The organism is Streptomyces monticola (assembly GCF_042665355.1).
GTDB lineage: Bacteria > Actinomycetota > Actinomycetes > Streptomycetales > Streptomycetaceae > Streptomyces > Streptomyces monticola.
In genome coordinates this window covers 496,471-513,917 of sequence record NZ_JBHTCF010000005.1, presented here as the reverse complement: position 1 = coordinate 513,917, position 17,447 = coordinate 496,471, and the positions used below count along the sequence as shown (strand labels likewise).

13 protein-coding genes and 3 tRNA genes are annotated in these 17,447 nt (G+C 70.0%); 5 read left to right on the top strand and 11 right to left on the bottom strand.

Annotation, left to right across the window (positions count from 1 at the left end):
- The 6 genes from ACFQVC_RS15905 to ACFQVC_RS15880 all read right to left on the bottom strand — a co-directional run.
- A partial coding sequence (locus ACFQVC_RS15905; RefSeq protein WP_381831035.1) for a fatty acid desaturase family protein occupies positions 1–755 on the bottom strand: 755 nt, incomplete at its 3' end.
- A 137-nt stretch (positions 756–892) separates the two neighbouring features.
- Complete coding sequence (locus ACFQVC_RS15900) at positions 893–1,198, bottom strand: FAD-binding oxidoreductase (protein ID WP_381831034.1); 306 nt, start codon at positions 1,196–1,198, stop codon at positions 893–895.
- Complete coding sequence (locus ACFQVC_RS15895; protein WP_381831033.1) at positions 1,195–1,326, bottom strand: hypothetical protein; 132 nt, start codon at positions 1,324–1,326, stop codon at positions 1,195–1,197. The genes ACFQVC_RS15900 and ACFQVC_RS15895 overlap by 4 nt, the downstream gene beginning before the upstream one ends.
- A 1,426-nt stretch (positions 1,327–2,752) precedes the next feature.
- Positions 2,753–2,826, bottom strand: a tRNA-Ile gene (locus tag ACFQVC_RS15890).
- A gap of 176 nt (positions 2,827–3,002) precedes the next feature.
- Positions 3,003–3,075, bottom strand: a tRNA-Asn gene (locus ACFQVC_RS15885).
- A 5-nt stretch (positions 3,076–3,080) separates the two neighbouring features.
- Positions 3,081–3,153: transfer RNA gene (locus ACFQVC_RS15880), tRNA-Asn, on the bottom strand.
- A 148-nt stretch (positions 3,154–3,301) separates the two neighbouring features.
- Between ACFQVC_RS15880 and ACFQVC_RS15875 the strand changes: the two genes are divergently transcribed.
- The 4 genes from ACFQVC_RS15875 (at position 3,302) to ACFQVC_RS15860 (ending at position 9,037) form a co-directional block, all read left to right on the top strand.
- A complete protein-coding gene (locus ACFQVC_RS15875; RefSeq protein ID WP_381831032.1) occupies positions 3,302–3,601 on the top strand; it encodes a YtxH domain-containing protein in 300 nt (99 codons plus the stop codon).
- Between the two features lie 132 nt (positions 3,602–3,733).
- Positions 3,734–5,170: an FGGY family carbohydrate kinase gene (locus ACFQVC_RS15870; RefSeq protein WP_381831031.1), complete on the top strand. Its 1,437-nt coding sequence runs from the start codon at positions 3,734–3,736 to the stop codon at positions 5,168–5,170.
- A gap of 154 nt (positions 5,171–5,324) precedes the next feature.
- On the top strand, positions 5,325–7,058 hold the full coding sequence (locus ACFQVC_RS15865; RefSeq protein ID WP_381831030.1) for an ABC transporter ATP-binding protein: 1,734 nt from the start codon (positions 5,325–5,327) through the stop codon (positions 7,056–7,058).
- Positions 7,058–9,037 carry an ABC transporter ATP-binding protein gene (locus ACFQVC_RS15860; protein WP_381831029.1) on the top strand — a complete coding sequence of 660 codons (1,980 nt, stop codon included), beginning with the start codon at positions 7,058–7,060 and terminating at the stop codon, positions 9,035–9,037. Before ACFQVC_RS15865 ends, ACFQVC_RS15860 begins: the two co-directional genes overlap by 1 nt.
- A gap of 69 nt (positions 9,038–9,106) precedes the next feature.
- Here ACFQVC_RS15860 and ACFQVC_RS15855 read toward each other — a convergent pair whose 3' ends face one another.
- The 5 genes from ACFQVC_RS15855 to ACFQVC_RS15835 all read right to left on the bottom strand — a co-directional run bounded on the left by ACFQVC_RS15855 (position 9,107) and on the right by ACFQVC_RS15835 (position 16,401).
- Entirely contained in the window at positions 9,107–10,480 is a 1,374-nt protein-coding gene (locus ACFQVC_RS15855; protein ID WP_381831028.1) for an RNA polymerase sigma factor, read from the bottom strand.
- A 155-nt stretch (positions 10,481–10,635) separates the two neighbouring features.
- Positions 10,636–12,534, bottom strand: a complete 1,899-nt coding sequence (gene dnaG / locus ACFQVC_RS15850) for a DNA primase (protein WP_381831027.1) — start codon at positions 12,532–12,534, stop codon at positions 10,636–10,638.
- Between the two features lie 94 nt (positions 12,535–12,628).
- Entirely contained in the window at positions 12,629–13,894 is a 1,266-nt protein-coding gene (locus ACFQVC_RS15845; RefSeq protein WP_381831026.1) for an NAD(P)/FAD-dependent oxidoreductase, read from the bottom strand.
- 150 nt (positions 13,895–14,044) lie between these two features.
- Positions 14,045–15,403, bottom strand: coding sequence for a deoxyguanosinetriphosphate triphosphohydrolase (locus ACFQVC_RS15840; protein WP_381831025.1), 1,359 nt, complete (start codon positions 15,401–15,403; stop codon positions 14,045–14,047).
- Positions 15,404–15,459: 56 nt separating this feature from the next.
- Entirely contained in the window at positions 15,460–16,401 is a 942-nt protein-coding gene (locus ACFQVC_RS15835; RefSeq protein ID WP_381831024.1) for a sirohydrochlorin chelatase, read from the bottom strand.
- A gap of 282 nt (positions 16,402–16,683) precedes the next feature.
- Between ACFQVC_RS15835 and ACFQVC_RS15830 the strand changes: the two genes are divergently transcribed.
- Positions 16,684–17,412: a SanA/YdcF family protein gene (locus tag ACFQVC_RS15830; RefSeq protein ID WP_381831023.1), complete on the top strand. Its 729-nt coding sequence runs from the start codon at positions 16,684–16,686 to the stop codon at positions 17,410–17,412.
- The last annotated feature ends 35 nt before the right edge of the window (positions 17,413–17,447 follow it).

Sequence of the window (17,447 nt, the reverse complement as noted above, 5' to 3'; positions counted from 1 at the left end):
CAGAAGATGACGGTGTGCGACCAGAGGTTGCGTGCCGTGTTGGCGGTGAGGTTCCCGAGCAGGCAGGGCAGCGCGGAAGGCCCGGCGAGCAGTGGGAACAGCACATAGTCCTTGCCCAGTTGGCGAGCGGCCTTGGTGAGGAATCCGGTCAGATCGGCCGCGAAGGAACGCCATGACTTGCGGCCGGCGGCGACGGCGTCGGGCTCCAGGTCGTACAGCGCGATGCCCCACTCGAAGAGGGGCGCGAGCACGAAGTTGTAGAGCGGCTGGGCGAGATGGCGCGGCCGCCAGTCCTGTTCCTCGCTCAACCGGAAGACGGTGTATCCGAGGTCCCGGTCACGGTCGACGACGTTGGTCCAGGTGTGGTGGAGGTGGTTGTGGGTGTGTTTCCAGGCGTCGGCGGGGGTGAGGAAGTCCCACTCCCAGGTGGTCGAGTGAATGGCCGGGTCGCCCATCCAGTCCCACTGGCCGTGCAGGACGTTGTGGCCCAGCTCCATGTTCTCCAGGATCTTGGCGACGGAGAGCATGGTGGTGCCCGCGATCCAGGCGGGCGGCAGGAGCGAGACGGCCAGGGCGAGCCGGCCGCCCGCCTCCAGGCCCCGCTGGGTGGCGATCACGGCGTGGATGTAGCGGGCGTCCTCGGCGCCCCGTGCGGCGAGAACATCGGCACGTATCCGGTCGAGTTCCTCACCGAAAGCCTCACTCGGATCTTCGCCGGGGGTGGTCTCGGTGGGTTCGACGGCGGTTGCGGTCACGTGGACTCCTTGCGTGGCCAGGCGCCGAGAGTCAGCGGTCCGGCCGCGGCCGAGACGCAGGTCTGGATCAACTGGCCGGTACGGTCGCGCAGTTCGCCGGTCCGCAGGTCCCGTACGAGGCTGTACGAGGCCGTACGTCACCGGCGTGAGACAGCCGAAGCAGATACCGCGCCGACAGCCGTACGGCATCCGTACGCCCGCCGCCTCTCCGACGGCGAGCAGACCGGGGACACCAGCCCGCTCGTCGTGGCCTTGACGGTGATCGTCAGCAACCCGCTGCTGCCGCCTGGAGGGGAGGTGAGGGAGTAGGTGCGCCAGCACCGTACGCCATCAATCTGTACGCCGACGGGCAGGTACTGCCCGGCCCGGTGGCCCGACCAGCCGCGCCCCGGCCTGATGGCGAGGGTGGTGGCGTCTGCGGTCTCCGCCCGTACGGCCGTCACGCGTCCCGCCGGAAAGCGGGGGAGAGGAGCGGGTCGACCAGGCCGAGGTAGTCGCCGAGCGCGAGCGGGCTGGTCAACCGGTCGGCAGCCGACCACAGTCGGTCTGCGAGGCCCAGGAACGCGTGCATACACGGGACCCTCTCGTCACAGTGCACGACAAGTGCTTGCGGCGGGGTCCCGACCCGATGACGGCAGCCTAACCACGACCGCCCCTCCGCAAGGAAGGCCGAACGCCGCTATCCCGCCATTCGTCAGCGGGCCACGAGCGCCCGGTGATCCATGGTCGACGGCAGAACTCACAGCTGCCCGGGACCGCAGCGCGCGGGGCTCTTGCAAGCCGGCCGCCCGGAGCCGGCCGGGAGATGGCCGGACGGCGACCTCGGCCGACGCTGGACCAAGGTGCTCCTGCCTGAGGGCGCGATGCCTGGGACGGCTCAACTCCCCCGTGAGGCAGTCGCGCCTGCACGCAGCGACGGCGCACACTCCATGGGCGCCGACTACCGGACCACCATCCGTTACACACGACCTCGCCCGGCTCGTGGGAGCGCGGCCTCCGATGCTCGCGCCGAGCTTCCTGCCCCGGCGACCGCTGCCTTGGCAACAGCCGTGACAGCGGAGGTGTTGAGAGATGAGTTCCGAGTAGGCAGAGTCGTCTCGGGGTGCTGCGAACCGCGGTGGCGGGCTCGCTGGAGCGCCGGTTGTGGGCGCGAGGAGATACCGGTCGCGAATTGCAGCTGACGCACGCCCGTTCAACGGGCTGTCCATGTCGCATGAACTCGGAACCTTCACCCCACGGGAAGGGCACTCCACATTACTGCCACGGCGCCTCCCCGAACCCTCCCAGCCGCGGCCCATCTGGTCACATTGGAGTCACCATGCGCCGGTTGCCACCATCACCGCAGCGACCGTGACGACAAGCAGGGTGACCATCACACACCGCACCCACCACCCTCGGCTCACTGCCCGCCGCCGTGGTGAGCGCCGGTTCGACACTGGCCAACTCCATGCACCAGATCGGCGACTCGGTGCGCGTCGCCGTCCCCGGCAGCGCCCGCGACTCCGCCTACCGCAACGGCCCGCCGACGGGCACAAGGCCTTCCGATTGCCGGCCGACAACCCCGAAGCAGACAGAGAAGGGAGAGGAACGTGCAGTCGCAGTCAATCGCTACTCCCCCACACCGGACAGGAAGCCTCGACAACAGCAGCCTCGCGCACGTCAACCTCACGGAGCGCGTCCACCTCACCCAGGGGTGCAAGCAATGTGCCGCGCCGCGCCCAAGACGGCATGCCAGCGATCACACAGGTCATGCCACTCCCGTACAACCTCCGTGACGCCTCCGGGGCGGGGCCGCACCTCCCCCTGGAGCATCCGAGGCACTCCGCGACGCATCGCAGGCTCACGTACAGACCCGCGCACGCCTCGGACCCCGCCGCGTCCACCGAGTTGCCCACTCGATCTTGGTCAACGGGTGAATTGAGGATATCGCGTTTACGCGGCACCCCTCAGGGTCACATAACCGCAGGTCAGAACGTTTCTTCGTACTGACACTCAAGTGGGGCGGGTGGGACTCGAACCCACGGCCGACGGATTATGAGTCCGCTGCTCTAACCGGCTGAGCTACCGCCCCGGAACGGCGTGTCGCGTACACATGTACGCGCCGTCTGCCGCAGCATAGCCGCTCATACGATCTCCTGCGTCGGATGGTCGGCTCTGCACGGCTGCTCTCGACCTTGAGGACTTCACTGCCGCGCGCGCGGTTCCACCGCACACGAAAAAGGACCCCGAGGGGTCCTTTTTGCGAAGCTCTCCCGACTGGACTCGAACCAGTAACCTGCCGGTTAACAGCCGGCTGCTCTGCCAATTGAGCTACAGGAGACCGAGCTCCCCCGACTGGACTCGAACCAGTAACCTGCCGGTTAACAGCCGGCTGCTCTGCCAATTGAGCTACAGGGGATTGTCCCGTCGCAACGAAGTCACCTGCCTGGGGTTTCCCGGGCGGCGCGCGTTCGCTGCGACACATACATTAGCGCAAGCAGGGGGGTGCTCCGCCAATCGGTATCGGGTAGGCGCCCTGCACCGGACTCAAGGGAAGGGTGGCAGCCATGCGGTACAAGCTCACGTTCGTCGCGGGACTGGCCCTGGGCTACGTGATCGGCACACGGGCCGGGCGGGAGCGTTACGAGCAGCTGAAGAAGTCCGCCCGTCAGGTCGCGCAGAACCCGGCCGTGCGCAACACGGTGGAGTCGGCGACACAGAGCGGCCGGGAGTTCGCGGGCAAGGCCTTCGCGACGGTGAGCGACAAGGTCGGCGACAAGGTTCCGGACTCGGTGGCCGAGCGGGTGCGTTCGCTGCGCGAGAAGAGTCAGGGCGGCGAGGACGACTGGGGCACCAGCAATACCTAGCCCCGCCAGGCCTTCTGCCTGCGAACCCAGCCGCCGCCGGCCGCCGGTGGCGGTGCGCGCCCCGCGCCTCGGCGGGCACTGAGTGCCTTCCGGCGGCCCGGGGCGCGCTCGCGGTAGGGCAAAATCTTGGGTATGGGGATAGTCGCCGGTCTGGACAGCTCGCCTGAGGCCACACGCATCGTCGTCTGCGACACCGACACCGGTGCCGTGATCAGGCAGGGATATGCACCGCATCCGTTGGAGGGCAGGCCATCGGACGTGGATCCGCAGGCCTGGCTGCTCTCGCTCGGGGAGGCCGCCACGGGCGGGCTGCTCGAGGGCGTGCAGGCGATCGGCGTATCGGCACAGCAGAACGCGGTCGTCCCGCTGGACGCGCAGGGCGGCACCGTGCGCCCCGCGATGGTCGGCGGCGACAAGCGGGCGCAGGTCGCGGCCGTCGATCTGATCGACGCGCTCGGCGGCCGGCAGGCCTGGGCCGAGGCCGTGGGCGTCGTACCGCAGGCGGCGCAGCCGGTGACGAAGCTGCGCTGGCTGGCGAAGGCGGAGCCGGAGGCGGCCAAGCGCACCGCGATGGTGCTGCAGGCCCATGACTGGCTGGTGTGGCAGCTGCTCGGGCGCCCGGTGCGGCGGACCGCGGACCGCGGCGGCGCTTCGGGTACGGGCTACTGGTCGGCGGTGAGCGCGTCGTACCGTCCTGATCTGGTGGAGCTGGCGCTCGGGCACCAGACCGCGCTGCCCGAGGTGATCGGCCCGGCGCAGGCGGCGGGCACGACGCCCGAGGGGCTGCTGATCTCCGCGGGCACCGGCGAGACGATGGCCGCCGCGCTCGGCCTCGGTATCGGGGTCGGCGACGCCGTGGTGTCCCTCGGCGCCTCCGGATCCGTGATGGCGGTGCACCACGAGGCGCTCGCCGATCCGCACGGGATGATCACGTCACTCGCCGACGCGACCGGTATGCATCTGCCGGTGGTGCACACGCTGAACGCCGTACGGGCCCTGCGCGGGACGGCGGAGCTGCTCGGTACCGACCTGGACGGGCTTTCTCAGCTGGCCATGAAGTCCACTCCCGGCGCGCACGGTCTGGTGCTGCTCCCCTATCTGGAGGGCGAGCGCACCCCGCAGCTCCCGCACACCGCGGGCACCCTGAGCGGTCTGCGGCGGGAGTCGATGAAGCCGGAGCACCTGGCGCGGGCCGCGTTCGAGGGCATGCTGTGCTCGCTCGCGGACGCCCTGAACGTGCTGCGCGAGCGCGGGGTGGAGGTGCGACGGGTGTTCCTGATCGGTCCCGCCGCCGAGCTGCCCGCGGTGCAGGCCGCGGCGCCGATGCTGTTCGGCGCACAGGTCGTCGTCCCCCAACCGGCCGACTACGCGGCACTCGGTGCGGCGCGGCAGGCGGCGTGGGCGCTCGGTGTCTCGCAGGGCACCCTCGACACCCAAATGCCACCCGCGTGGCAAGGCGCGGCGGCGCAGGTATTCGAGCCGGGCGAGGAGCTCGCCGTGGGGCAGGCGGTGCGACAGCAGTACGTGGCGGTGCGGGAGCAGACCCATCCCGGGGCGTTCTCCGGCTGATCCGCGGGGGCCCTCGGGAGGTCCACGGGAAGCTGGTGGGGGCGGTTTTCTTGACCGGTCCTTGAGTTATTCGGTTGAGCTCTGCTCGGTGGAGTGTCGCAGGATGGGGTGACCCGTTTGAAACACTCCCTCCGGCTTCTGCGATGGGTATCGCGTGCTCATACGACTCCTGCGGACTTATCTCGCTCCGTACAAGAACTCCATAGCCTGGCTGGTGCTGCTGCAGTTCCTGCAGACCTCCGCCACTCTGTATCTGCCCACCCTCAACGCCGACATCATCGACCGCGGTGTCGTGAAGGGGGACACGGGCTACATCCTCACCTTCGGTGCCCTCATGGTCGGGGTCACCGTGGTGCAGGTGGTGTGCAACATCGGCGCCGTCTACTACGGCGCCCGCACCGCGGCCGCGCTCGGCCGGGACATCCGGGCCGGGATCTTCGACCGGGTGCAGTCGTTCTCGGCGCGCGAGGTCGGGCACTTCGGGGCACCTTCGCTGATCACCCGGACCACCAATGACGTCCAGCAGGTCCAGATGCTGGCCCTGATGACGTTCACGCTGATGGTGTCGGCGCCGATCATGTGCGTCGGCGGCATCGTGATGGCGCTCAGCCTCGACGTACAGCTGTCCACGGTCCTCGTCGCGGTCGTGCCGGTGCTCGGCATCGCGGTCAGCCTGATCGTGCGGCGCCTTCGGCCGCTGTTCAGGACCATGCAGGAGCGGCTCGACACCGTGAACCGGGTACTGCGCGAGCAGATCACCGGCAACCGCGTGATCAGGGCCTTCGTGCGGGACTCGTATGAGAAGGAGCGCTTCAAGGGCGCCAACACCGAGCTGACCGATGTCTCGCTCGGCACCGGACGTCTGCTCGCCCTGATGTTCCCCATCGTCATGACGGTGGTGAACGTCTCGTCCATCGCGGTGGTCTGGTTCGGTGCCCATCGCATCGACAGCGGCGGCATGGAGATCGGTGCGCTGACCGCGTTCCTCGCGTATCTGATGCAGATCGTGATGTCCGTGATGATGGCCACCTTCATGTTCATGATGGTGCCGCGCGCCGAGGTCTGCGCCGAGCGGATCCAGGAGGTGCTCGCCACCTCGTCCAGCGTGGTGCCGCCGAAGGACCCGGTGCGTGAGCTGCGCCGGCACGGTCATCTGGAGGTGCGCGGGGCCGGGTTCGCCTATCCGGGCGCCGAGGAGCCGGTGCTCAAGTCCATCGACGTGGTGGCCCGTCCCGGTGAGACCACGGCCGTGATCGGCTCGACCGGCAGCGGCAAGTCGACGCTTCTCGGGCTCGTGCCGCGGCTCTTCGACGCCACCGAGGGACAGGTCCTGGTGGACGGTGTGGACGTACGCACCCTCGAACCCGCGCTGCTCGCCCGCACCGTGGGCCTCGTACCGCAGAAGCCCTATCTGTTCTCCGGGACCGTCGCGACCAATCTGCGCTACGGCAATCCGGACGCCACCGACGAGGAACTGTGGCACGCGCTCGAGGTGGCGCAGGCCAAGGAGTTCGTGGAGCGGCTGGAGAACGGCCTCAACTCCCCCATCGCGCAAGGCGGAACGAATGTCTCCGGCGGTCAGCGCCAGCGGCTCGCCATCGCGCGGACCCTGGTGCAGCGCCCGGAGATCTATCTCTTCGACGACTCGTTCTCGGCGCTCGACTACGCGACGGACGCGGCGCTGCGGGCCGCGCTCTCGCATGAGACCGCCGAGGCCACCGTGGTGATCGTCGCCCAGCGTGTGTCGACGATCAGGGACGCCGACCGGATCGTGGTCCTGGACGAGGGCCGGGTCGTCGGCACCGGACGGCACCACGAGCTGATGGACACCAATGAGACCTACAGGGAGATCGTGCTCTCCCAGCTCACGGAAGCGGAGGCAGCCTGATGGCCGGGCCGGCAGGGCGGATGATGGCCGGGGGCGGCCCCGATCAGCGGTCCATGGACTTCAAGGGCTCGGGCAAGCGGCTGCTCGCCCAGTTCAAGCCGCAGAAGATGACGATGTACGCCATGCTCCTCGCCGTGGTGCTGAGCGTGGCGCTCTCAGTGGTCGGGCCGAAGATCCTCGGCAAGGCCACCGACCTGATCTTCGCGGGCATCGTCGGACGTGACATGCCCGCGGGCGCCACCAAGGAGCAGGTACTCGACTCCATGCGGGAGCGCGGTGACGACGGCATCGCCGACATGCTCTCGGGCACGGACTTCACCCCGGGCCAGGGCATCGACTTCGACGCCGTCGGCGAGGTGCTGCTGCTCGCGCTCGGGGTGTTCCTGGCCGCGGGGCTGCTGATGGCGGTGGCGACGCGCCTGGTGAACCGGGCGGTCAACCTGACCGTGTTCCGGATGCGCGAGGACATCCAGACGAAGATGTCGCGGCTTCCGCTGTCGTACTTCGACAAGCGCCAGCGCGGCGAGGTGCTCAGCCGCGCCACCAACGACATCGACAACATCGGCCAGACCCTGCAGCAGTCCATGGGGCAGCTGATCAACTCACTGCTCACCATCGTCGGCGTCCTGGTGATGATGTTCTGGATCTCGCCGCTGCTCGCCCTGGTCGCGCTGATCACGGTGCCGCTGTCGTTCTTCGTGGCGACGAGGGTCGGCAAGCGGTCGCAGCCGCAGTTCGTGCAGCAGTGGCGCTCCACCGGCAAGGTCAACGCCCATGTCGAGGAGATGTACACCGGGCACGCCCTGGTGAAGGTGTTCGGGCGGCAGGAGGAGTCCGCGAAGATCTTCGCGGAGCACAACGACGCGCTCTACGAGGCGGGGTTCAAGGCCCAGTTCAACAGCGGCATCATGCAGCCGCTGATGTTCTTCATCTCCAACCTCAACTACGTCCTCGTCGCCGTGGTGGGCGGTCTGCGGGTCGCGTCCGGCGCGTTGTCGATCGGTGATGTGCAGGCCTTCATCCAGTACTCGCGGCAGTTCTCGATGCCGCTCACACAGGTCGCCTCGATGGCGAACCTGGTGCAGTCCGGGGTCGCGTCGGCCGAGCGGATCTTCGAACTCCTCGACGCCGACGAGCAGGAGGCCGACCCGGTGCCGGGCGAGCGTCCCGCACGGCTGCGCGGCCACGTCGGGTTCGAGCATGTCTCGTTCCGGTACGAGGAGGACAAGCCGCTGATCGAGGATCTGTCCCTCGCGGTGGACCCCGGGCACACCGTCGCGATCGTCGGTCCGACCGGCGCGGGCAAGACCACCCTGGTCAATCTGCTGCTGCGGTTCTACGAGGTCACCGGCGGCCGGATCACCCTCGACGGCGTCGACGTCGCGAAGATGTCCCGCGACGAACTGCGCGCCGGGATCGGCATGGTGCTCCAGGACACCTGGCTGTTCGGCGGGACCATCGCGGAGAACATCGCGTACGGCGCGGAATCGGAAGGGGCGGCGCGCAGCGCCTCGGACAAGGGCGGTGGCGGGCGACGGGTGGGCGTCACCCGTGAGGAGGTCGAGGAGGCGGCGCGGGCCGCGCACGCCGACCGGTTCATCCGCACCCTGCCCGAGGGCTACGACACCGTCATCGACGACGAGGGCACCGGGGTGAGCGCCGGCGAGAAGCAGCTCATCACCATCGCCCGGGCCTTCCTGTCCGACCCGGTGATCCTGGTGCTCGACGAGGCCACCAGCTCCGTCGACACCCGAACCGAAGTGCTGATCCAGAAGGCCATGGCACGGCTCGCGCACGGCCGTACGTCCTTTGTGATCGCGCACCGGCTCTCCACCATCCGGGACGCCGACACGATCCTGGTGATGGAGGACGGCTCGATCGTCGAACAGGGCACCCACGAGGCCCTGTTGGCGGCCGGTGGCGCGTACACACGGCTGTACAAGGCGCAGTTCGCCGAGGCGGTCGTCGAGGTCAACTGAGTGGTCGCGCGTGCGCAGTCGAGCGGCGTGCTCGCAGTGGCCCGGTACCTCCGCGGTGCCGGGCCGCTGTCAGTCCAGATAGCCCCTGAGCTGGTCCGCGAAGGCGTGGTCACGGAGTTTGTTGAGGGTCTTGGACTCGATCTGGCGGATCCGCTCCCGGGTCACGCCGAAGATCCGGCCGATCTCCTCCAGGGTGCGCGGGCGGCCGTCCACCAGGCCGTAGCGCAGCTGCACGACCTTGCGTTCGCGCTCGCCGAGAGTCGAGAGGACCGCCTCCAGGTGCTCGCGCAGCAGCAGAAACGCCGCTGATTCCACGGGACTTGCGGCGTCGCCGTCCTCGATCAGGTCGCCGAGCGCCACATCGTCCTCCTCGCCCACCGGGGCGTGCAGGGAGACGGGCTCCTGAGCCAGGCGCAGCACCTCGCTGACCCGCTCGTGCGGCAGGTCGAGATGGGCGGCGACCTCTTCGGGCGTGGGTTCATAGCCGCGTTCCTGCAGCATGCGGCGCTGGACGCGGACGACGCGGTTGATCAGCTCCACCACATGCACCGGCACCCGGATGGTGCGGGCCTGGTCGGCCAGCGCGCGGGACATCGCCTGGCGGATCCACCAGGTGGCATAGGTGGAGAACTTGTAGCCGCGGGCGTAGTCGAACTTCTCGACCGCCCTGATCAGGCCGAGGTTGCCCTCCTGGACCAGGTCGAGCATGGTCAGTCCGCGGCCTACGTAGCGCTTGGCGACGGACACCACGAGCCGTAGGTTGGCCTCGATCAGACGGCGCTTCGCCATCCGGCCCATGACCACCAACTTGTCGAGGTCCAGGGCGAGTTCGGTGTCCAGGTCGGCGCTGCGCGTCAGCCTCTCCTCGGCGAAGAGCCCGGCCTCGACGCGACGGGCGAGCTCCACCTCCTCCGCCGCGGTGAGCAGCGGGATTCTGCCGATCTCGCGCAGGTACTGACGGAACAGGTCCGACGAGGGACCGCCGGTCTCCGGCTTGGCCCGTGGTTCGGGGGGCTCGGGAGCCTCGGACTCCGGCTCCGCTTCCGTTTCCACCGTGTCCGCCGCCACCGGGTCCGCCGTCGCTTCGGCGGCTTGCGCAGGCGGCGTGTGCTGTTCCGGCGCGGCGGGGACGGGGCCCACCTCAGGGTGGTGGACGAGGCGGGACTGCGGCGGCACAGCCGTCATGACGTCCGTGGCCGTGGCCCCGGCATCGGAGGGGGTGTCGGATTCCGCATCGGGAGTGGGTTGCGTCAACGTCTGGGTCTGGGTCTGCACGGGGGCGACCTCCAGGGTGATCGCTGCCGTATCGGGGGTGTACGGCAGCGGTACGTCCGGGGCGGTACCGGCGGCCGCGCCGCCGTCCGTCCCGTAATCAATGAGCGGATCCGCGGGGTTGTCGGGCCCACGCCCGGTGGGCCGGCCGCGCTCCGAAGACTCAGGCACCGCCCCCAGTGTGGAGTACGACACATCCCCGCCACGAGGGGCGTGCGGGCACTTTTTGAGTCCGGTCCGTGACCGCCCGGTTACCCATGTCGTAAACCCGTATGCGGGTTCGGGTGGCGATTCCGACACCCTGCGTAGTACCTATGGGCCAGGCGTCACAGGGCGTCTGCGCCGCGCTCCCGCAAGGCTCTGCCGTACTGCTGCAGGACCCACAACTCGTTCTGCGCGGCGGCGAGTTGATCGGGATCCGCGTGCGGGCCGAGGCGGGCGAAGCTGCCCTGGAGGTCGCGCACACGGCGGTCCACGGCGCGCAGGCGGACCTGGACGAGCTGCTCGCCGCCGTACACCTCGTCGACCGTCTTGCGCATGATCGCCTCGACGGCGAGCTCGGTCACCATGGCGCGCACCGTGTCGTCGGGCGCGGCCTCGCGGACGCGCGCGAGATAGCCGGAGGGGTCCTGCACGCCCTGCTCGGCGCCGCCCGCGTACGCGATGGCCTCGCGGACCGCGGCATAGGGCGGGGCGGTGAACTCGTCCACTCCGTAGGCATCGAAGGCCGGGGAGACCAACTGGGGGTGCTGCAGGGCGAGTTTGAGCAGCTCGCGCTCGGTGCGGTGGGCGGGGCTGCGCAGGTTCAGGGCCGGGCCGCCGGTGGGGCGGGGCGCCTGGTCGTATGTCTGCGGGGTGCGGGGCTGCTGCTGCGCGGGGCCGCGGCCGCCGCGGTCACGGGCCCAACGGGCCAGCTGGCCCACGCGCTTGACCACGAACTGGGTGTCCAGGATGCCGAGCATGCCGGCCAGCTGGACGGCCACTTCGTGCTGCGCGCCGCTGTTCTTGATCCGGGCCACGATGGGCGCCGCCTCGTCGAGGGCGGACGCGCGTCCCGCGGGGGTCTCCAGGTCATAGCGGCTGACGATCTGGCGCAGGGCGAACTCGAAGAGCGGGGTGCGGGGTTCGACCAGGTCGGAGACGGCCTCGTCGCCCTTGGCCAGGCGCAGGTCGCAGGGGTCCATGCCGTCGGGGGCGATGGCGATATAGGTCTCGGCGGCGAACTTCTGGTCGTCCTCGAAGGCGCGCAGGGCGGCTTTCTGGCCGGCCGCGTCGCCGTCGAAGGTGAAGATCACCCGGGCCGAGCCGTTGTCCATCAGGAGCCTGCGGAGGATCTTGATGTGGTCGCCGCCGAAGGCCGTGCCGCAGGTGGCGATGGCGGTGGTGACGCCGGCGAGATGGCAGGCCATCACGTCGGTGTAGCCCTCGACGACGACCGCGCGGGAGGTCTTGGCGATCTCCTTCTTGGCGAGGTCGATGCCGTAGAGGACCTGGCCCTTCTTGTAGATCGCCGTCTCGGGCGTGTTGAGGTACTTCGGGCCGTTGTCGTCGTCGCGGAGCTTGCGGGCACCGAAGCCGACCACTTCGCCGGAGATATCCCTGATCGGCCACATCAGCCGGCCGCGGAAGCGGTCGATGGGACCGCGGCGGCCCTCCTGGGAGAGGCCGGAGAGGGTGAGCTCCTTGTCGGTGAAGCCCTTGCCGCGCAGATAGCGCGTGAGATGGTCCCAGCCCGCGGGGCTGTACCCCACGCCGAAGTGCGCGGCCGCGGCCTGGTCGAAGCCGCGCTCGGCGAGGAACTTGCGGCCGATCTCCGCCTCGGGGCTGTCCAGCTGCTCCACATAGAACTGTGCGGCGATCTTGTGTGCCTCGACCAGGCGGATGCGCTCGCCGCGCTGGTGCGAGGGGTTGTACCCGCCCTCTTCGTACCGCAGCGTGATGCCCGCCTGGGCGGCGAGGCGCTCGACCGTCTCGGAGAAGGAGAGATGATCGATCTTCATCACGAAGGCGATCGTGTCGCCGCCTTCCTGGCAGCCGAAGCAGTGGAAGAGCCCCTTGCTCGGGCTGACCTGGAAGGACGGGGACTTCTCGTCGTGGAAGGGGCACAGGCCCTTCAGATTGCCGCCGCCGGCATTGCGCAGCTGGAGGTACTCGGACACGACGGCGTCGATCGGGACCGCGTCCCGAACAGCCTTCACGTCCTCGTCATTGATCCTGCCAGCCACGCGTGAATTCTACGGGGCGGCTGTGACAGTCAGGGCAGGTGTCCGCTCGGGCGCCGGGCCCGGACTCTTGTGAGCTGCCGGGCCGGGAGTCCTGTCAGGTGTCCAGGAGTGAGTCCAGCGGAACCGACGGGTCCGCGAGGCGCTCCAGGTCGGGGCGGGCACCGGCCTTGATCATTGCCTGAATGGGCCCGGTCACATCCCATACGTTGACGTTCATGCCCGCGAGGACCCGTCCTTCGGACAGCCAGAAGGCGATGAACTCGCGCTTGCCCGCGTCGCCCCTGATCACCACCTGGTCGTAGGTGCCCGGGGGCGCCCAGCCGGAGAACTCCAGGCCGACGTCGTACTGGTCGGAGAAGAAGTAGGGCACGCGGTCGTACGTCACGTCCTGGCCGAGCATCGCGCGCGCGGCGGCCGGGCCGCTGTTCAGGGCGTTGGCCCAGTGCTCGACGCGCAGCCGTGAACCGAAGAGCGGGTGGTGGGCGGCGGCCGCGTCACCCGCCGCGAAGATGTCCGGGTCGGAGGTGCGCAGGCTCGGGTCGACGGCGATGCCGCCGCCGTCCCCACGGGGCACCAGGGCGAGGCCCGCGGCCTCGGCGAGCGCGGTGCGCGGGGCTGCGCCGATGGCGGCGAGTACGTCGTGCGCGGGGTGCTCCTCGCCGTCGTCGGTGTGCGCCGCGAGCACCATGCCGTCCTGGCCTGTGATCTCGGTGAGGCCGGCGCCGAAGTGGAAGCGGACGCCGTGCTCTTGGTGCAGATCCGCGAAGAGGCGCCCGATCTCGGGGCCGAGCACGGCGTGCAGCGGGGTGGGCTCGGGCTCCACGATGGTGACCTCGGCGCCATAGGAGCGGGCCGCGGCCGCGACCTCCAGGCCGATCCAGCCGGCGCCGGCGATCACCAGATGGCCGTTGTCACGGCCGAGGGCGGCGAGTACGCCCTTGAGGCGCTCGGCGTGCGCGATACGGCGCAGATGGTGCACGCCCGCGAGGTCGGTGCCCGGAATGTCCAGACGGCGCGGCTCGGCACCGGTGGCGAGCAGCAGCTTGTCGTAGCGGACATGAGTGCCGTCGCCCAGGCCTACCGCCTTGTTGTCGCGGTCGATGGCGACAGCGGGCAGGCCCAGGTGCAGTTCGATGTCGTGCTGTGCGTACCAGGCGGGTTCGTGCACGAAGACGCTGTCGCGCTCCTCCTTGCCGAGGAGGTAGCCCTTGGAGAGCGGAGGCCGCTCATAGGGGTGGTCGCGCTCGTCACAGATGAGAATCACTCGGCCGGTGAACCCCTCCGCACGAAGGGTTTCGGCCGCCTTGGCCCCGGCCAGGCCGCCTCCGACGATGACGAACGTCTGATCCGCGTCGACCACTTGATGCCTCCTCACAACCTTGCCGCCACTTGCGGGCGTCCCGCACGCAGCGTGGCCGCCACCTGCGAGCGTCCCGCACGGAGCGTAACGGGGGAAGAGGTCGTCACCCGGACGTGGCTCAATCCCATCATGTGCGTACGGCAGTTGCCGTCAGGACCGTGCCTGCGTGAGGCGGGCGTGCAACGAGCGGGCCGAGGCATCGGTGAGGGCCGCGATCTGGTCGACGACGACACGCTTACGGGCCATGTCGCCGTCCGCGGTGTCGAACAGGGCCCGGAACTGCGGGTCGAGACCTTCCGGGGCCCGCGCGGTGAGGGCCGCGGCCAGCTCGGCGATCACGATCCGCTGGTCCGCGCGCAGCCGTTCCTGCTCGTCCCGCTGCATCACATAGCGGTCGGCCACGGCCTTCAACACGGCGCATTCATGGCGGGTTTCGATCGGTACGACGAGCTCCGCCGCGTAACGCGTGAGACGGCCGTTGCCGTACTTCGCGCGCGTGGCGCCCTCCGCGGCGAGACAGAAGCGGCCGATCAACTGGCTGGTGGCGTCCTTGAGCCGGGCCTGCGCGACCGCCGAGCCGTCATAGCCGTGCGGCCACCACTCCTGCTCCAGAAGGCGGTCGAGAGCCGCGGAGAGCTCGGCCGGATCGGTGCCCTCGGGGACGTAACGCCCGATCGCCACGGCGAAGATCTCCTGCCGCTCGGGCTCCGCGTGCAGGCAGTTGGGGTCGACATGGCCCGCGTGCAGTCCATCCTCGACGTCGTGCACCGAGTACGCCACGTCGTCGGACCAGTCCATGACCTGCGCCTCGAAGCAGGTGCGGTGCGCGGGGGCGCCCTTGCGGATCCACTCGAAGACGGGCCGGTCGTCGTCGTACACCCCGAACTTGTGCGACTCCGGATCGCTGGGGTGAGCTCCGCGCGGCCAGGGGTACTTGGTGGCGGCGTCCAGGGCGGCGCGGCTGAGGTTGAGCCCTACGCTGACGAGCTCGCCCGTGGCTTCGGAGCGTACGAACCGCTTGGGTTCGATACGGGTCAGCAGCCGCAGCGAGTGTGCGTTGCCCTCGAATCCGCCGCAGTCCTCGGCGAATTCATTGAGCGCCTGCTCGCCGTTGTGCCCGAAGGGCGGGTGGCCGAGGTCGTGCGAGAGGCAGGCGGTCTCCACCAGGTCCGGGTCGCAGCCGAGCGCGGCGCCCAGCTCGCGGCCCACCTGGGCGCACTCCAGGGAGTGTGTGAGACGGGTGCGGGGGCTGGCGTCCCACACCTGGCTGCGCGTGCCCGGCGTGACCACCTGGGTCTTGCCCGCCAGGCGGCGCAGCGCGGCGGAGTGCAGCACGCGCGCGCGGTCACGCTGGAAGGCGGTGCGTCCCGGGCGCTTGTCGGGCTCGGGCGCCCAGCGTTCGGTGGCCGCCGTGTCGTAGGGCGCGTCATGGTCGTGTGCTTCGCTGCGTGTGTGTTCCGGTCCGCGTCCGTGTGCTGCGCCGTGTGCGGTGCCGTGCGTGCCTGCCATGCACCGACAGTAAACGGAACCAGTGACAAACCGGGATTGACGGGGTGGGGCCGCTGTCAGGCGGAAGCCAGCTGAGGTGCGGCGGGGGCCGCGGCTGTGCCGGTGGCGGCCGCGGCCGTGCCGGTGGCGGCCGCTGTCCCGAAGGTGGTGACCGCCTCGTCGTAGCGCCGCAGGAGCAGCCTCGCGACCGCCGCGTGCGCGCCGAGTGGGGCGGCCGCGATCCACGGGGCGGCCGCGGCGGCCTGCGCGGCGAAGTAGCCGGGGGCGGTGAAGTACGAGGCGACGGCCACTCGGTGGCGGCCGCGGGCGGCGAGGGCACGCAGGGCCGTGGGGACGGTGGGAGCAGCGGCCGAGGCGTAGGCGGCGAGTACCGGTACGCCGAGGCGTTCGGCGAGCTCTTCGGCGGTGCGCCGGGTGTCGGCGAGGCCGTCGGGGTCGCGGGAGCCGGCGGCGGCGAGCACGACTCCGCCGTTGCGGCGCAGATCGGTGCCGAGCAGTTCCCGGGCGGGCCAGCCCGCCTCGACGAGCCGGGCGTACAGGGCCTCGACGAGCAGCGGGTGCGGGCCGAGCGGGGTGGCGACCCGGGTGTCGAGGTGGGGCGCGTCGGCGGCGGCCGCGGGCAGATCGTGCTTGACGTGATAGCCGCGGCCGAGCAGCAGCGGCACGAGAACGGCACGGCCCGGGGCCAGGTCCGCCAGGGTTTCGGACAGCAGCGGTTCGTTGAGTTCGATGTGTCCGAGGCGGAGAGGCAACGATGGACGCAGCTCGCGGACTCTATTGAGCAGAGACCTCACGGTGTCCAGAGTCCGCGGATCGCGGCTGCCGTGGGCGGCGACCACGAGTGTGGGAGGAGGATCCGGGCGGCGTATGCCGTTGAGCGCGACATGGCAGAGCTGGCTGCCGAGCTGGGTGGTGATCCGGTTCATCAGCTGCGCCGTGCTGTCGAGGGTGCCCGCGAGGGGGCCCGGAGGCTCGCTGGGTGCGTTCGGCGGCGTCATGGAGCAAGGCTGGCCTGCGCACGTTGCCAACGGATTGCGCGCCGGTCACGGGCGCTTTCCCCGTGGCTCACGGGGACGGGCGGGCGGCGGTCAGAGCCGCCGGCCTTGAACCGGCGGGGGCGCTGCTGCGTCTGATCTTGGGAGGGGGACAGTCGGCCGGGGGCCGAGAGGGATGGCCGCGGGCGAGAGGGATGGCCGGGCCGTGCGCGATGGCCGCGGCGAGAGAGATGGCCGCGGCAAGCGGGATGGATCACAGAGGGATCCGGAGAGCGGGGGAAACGTATGAACCAGCAGAAGGCGGCTCGGTGGCCGTGGCCATGGCGCGACGGAAGACAGCCGCTCCGGCGTCTGCGGCTGCCGCGTACCCGGCGGGGGCGGCGGCGGGCCGTGCAGACGGTGATGCTCGGCTGTGTGCTCGCGCTGCTGCCGTCGACCTGGATGCACGCGGTGGCCGACAGCCGTGTGCACGGCACGGCGGATGTGCCACGGGCCGAGGTGGCGGTCGTGTTCGGGGCGGGACTGTGGGGCGGTGAGCCGTCCCCGTATCTGGCCCACCGCCTTGACGCGGCGGCCGAGTTGTACCGCGCGGGCCGGATCGAGGTCGTCCTCGTCACGGGCGACAACAGCCGCAAGGAGTACGACGAGCCGGACGCGATGCGGGCATATCTGACCAAAAGAGGTGTGCCGGAGCGGCGGATCGTCAGTGACTACGCAGGCTTCGACACCTGGGACTCGTGTGTGCGGGCCAAGCGGATATTCGGCGTCGACCGCGCGGTGCTGATCAGCCAGGGGTTCCACATACGCAGGGCGGTCGCCCTGTGCCGGTCGGCGGGAGTCGAGTCGTACGGCGTCGGAGTCGATGCCCTGCATGACGCGACCTGGTACTACGGCGGCGTGCGGGAGCTGTTCGCCTCGGGCAAGGCGGCTGCGGACGCCCTCTTCAAGCCGGATCCGCACTTCCTCGGTCCCCGGGAGAAGGGGGTCGCACAGGCCCTGCGGGCTTCGCGCTGAGCCCCCCCCCCCCCCCCCCCGGCGCCGCTTCGGAG

Bases quoted from the DNA above. Each gene is read 5' to 3' on its own strand.
- ACFQVC_RS15830 (WP_381831023.1), top strand. From the start codon at position 16,684: ATGAACCAGCAGAAGGCGGCTCGGTGGCCGTGGCCATGGCGCGACGGA.
- ACFQVC_RS15840 (WP_381831025.1), bottom strand. From the start codon at position 15,403: ATGGCAGGCACGCACGGCACCGCACACGGCGCAGCACACGGACGCGGA.
- ACFQVC_RS15835 (WP_381831024.1), bottom strand. From the start codon at position 16,401: ATGACGCCGCCGAACGCACCCAGCGAGCCTCCGGGCCCCCTCGCGGGC.
- ACFQVC_RS15870 (WP_381831031.1), top strand. From the start codon at position 3,734: ATGGGGATAGTCGCCGGTCTGGACAGCTCGCCTGAGGCCACACGCATC.
- ACFQVC_RS15875 (WP_381831032.1), top strand. From the start codon at position 3,302: ATGCGGTACAAGCTCACGTTCGTCGCGGGACTGGCCCTGGGCTACGTG.
- ACFQVC_RS15895 (WP_381831033.1), bottom strand. From the start codon at position 1,326: ATGCACGCGTTCCTGGGCCTCGCAGACCGACTGTGGTCGGCTGCCGAC.
- ACFQVC_RS15860 (WP_381831029.1), top strand. From the start codon at position 7,058: ATGGCCGGGCCGGCAGGGCGGATGATGGCCGGGGGCGGCCCCGATCAG.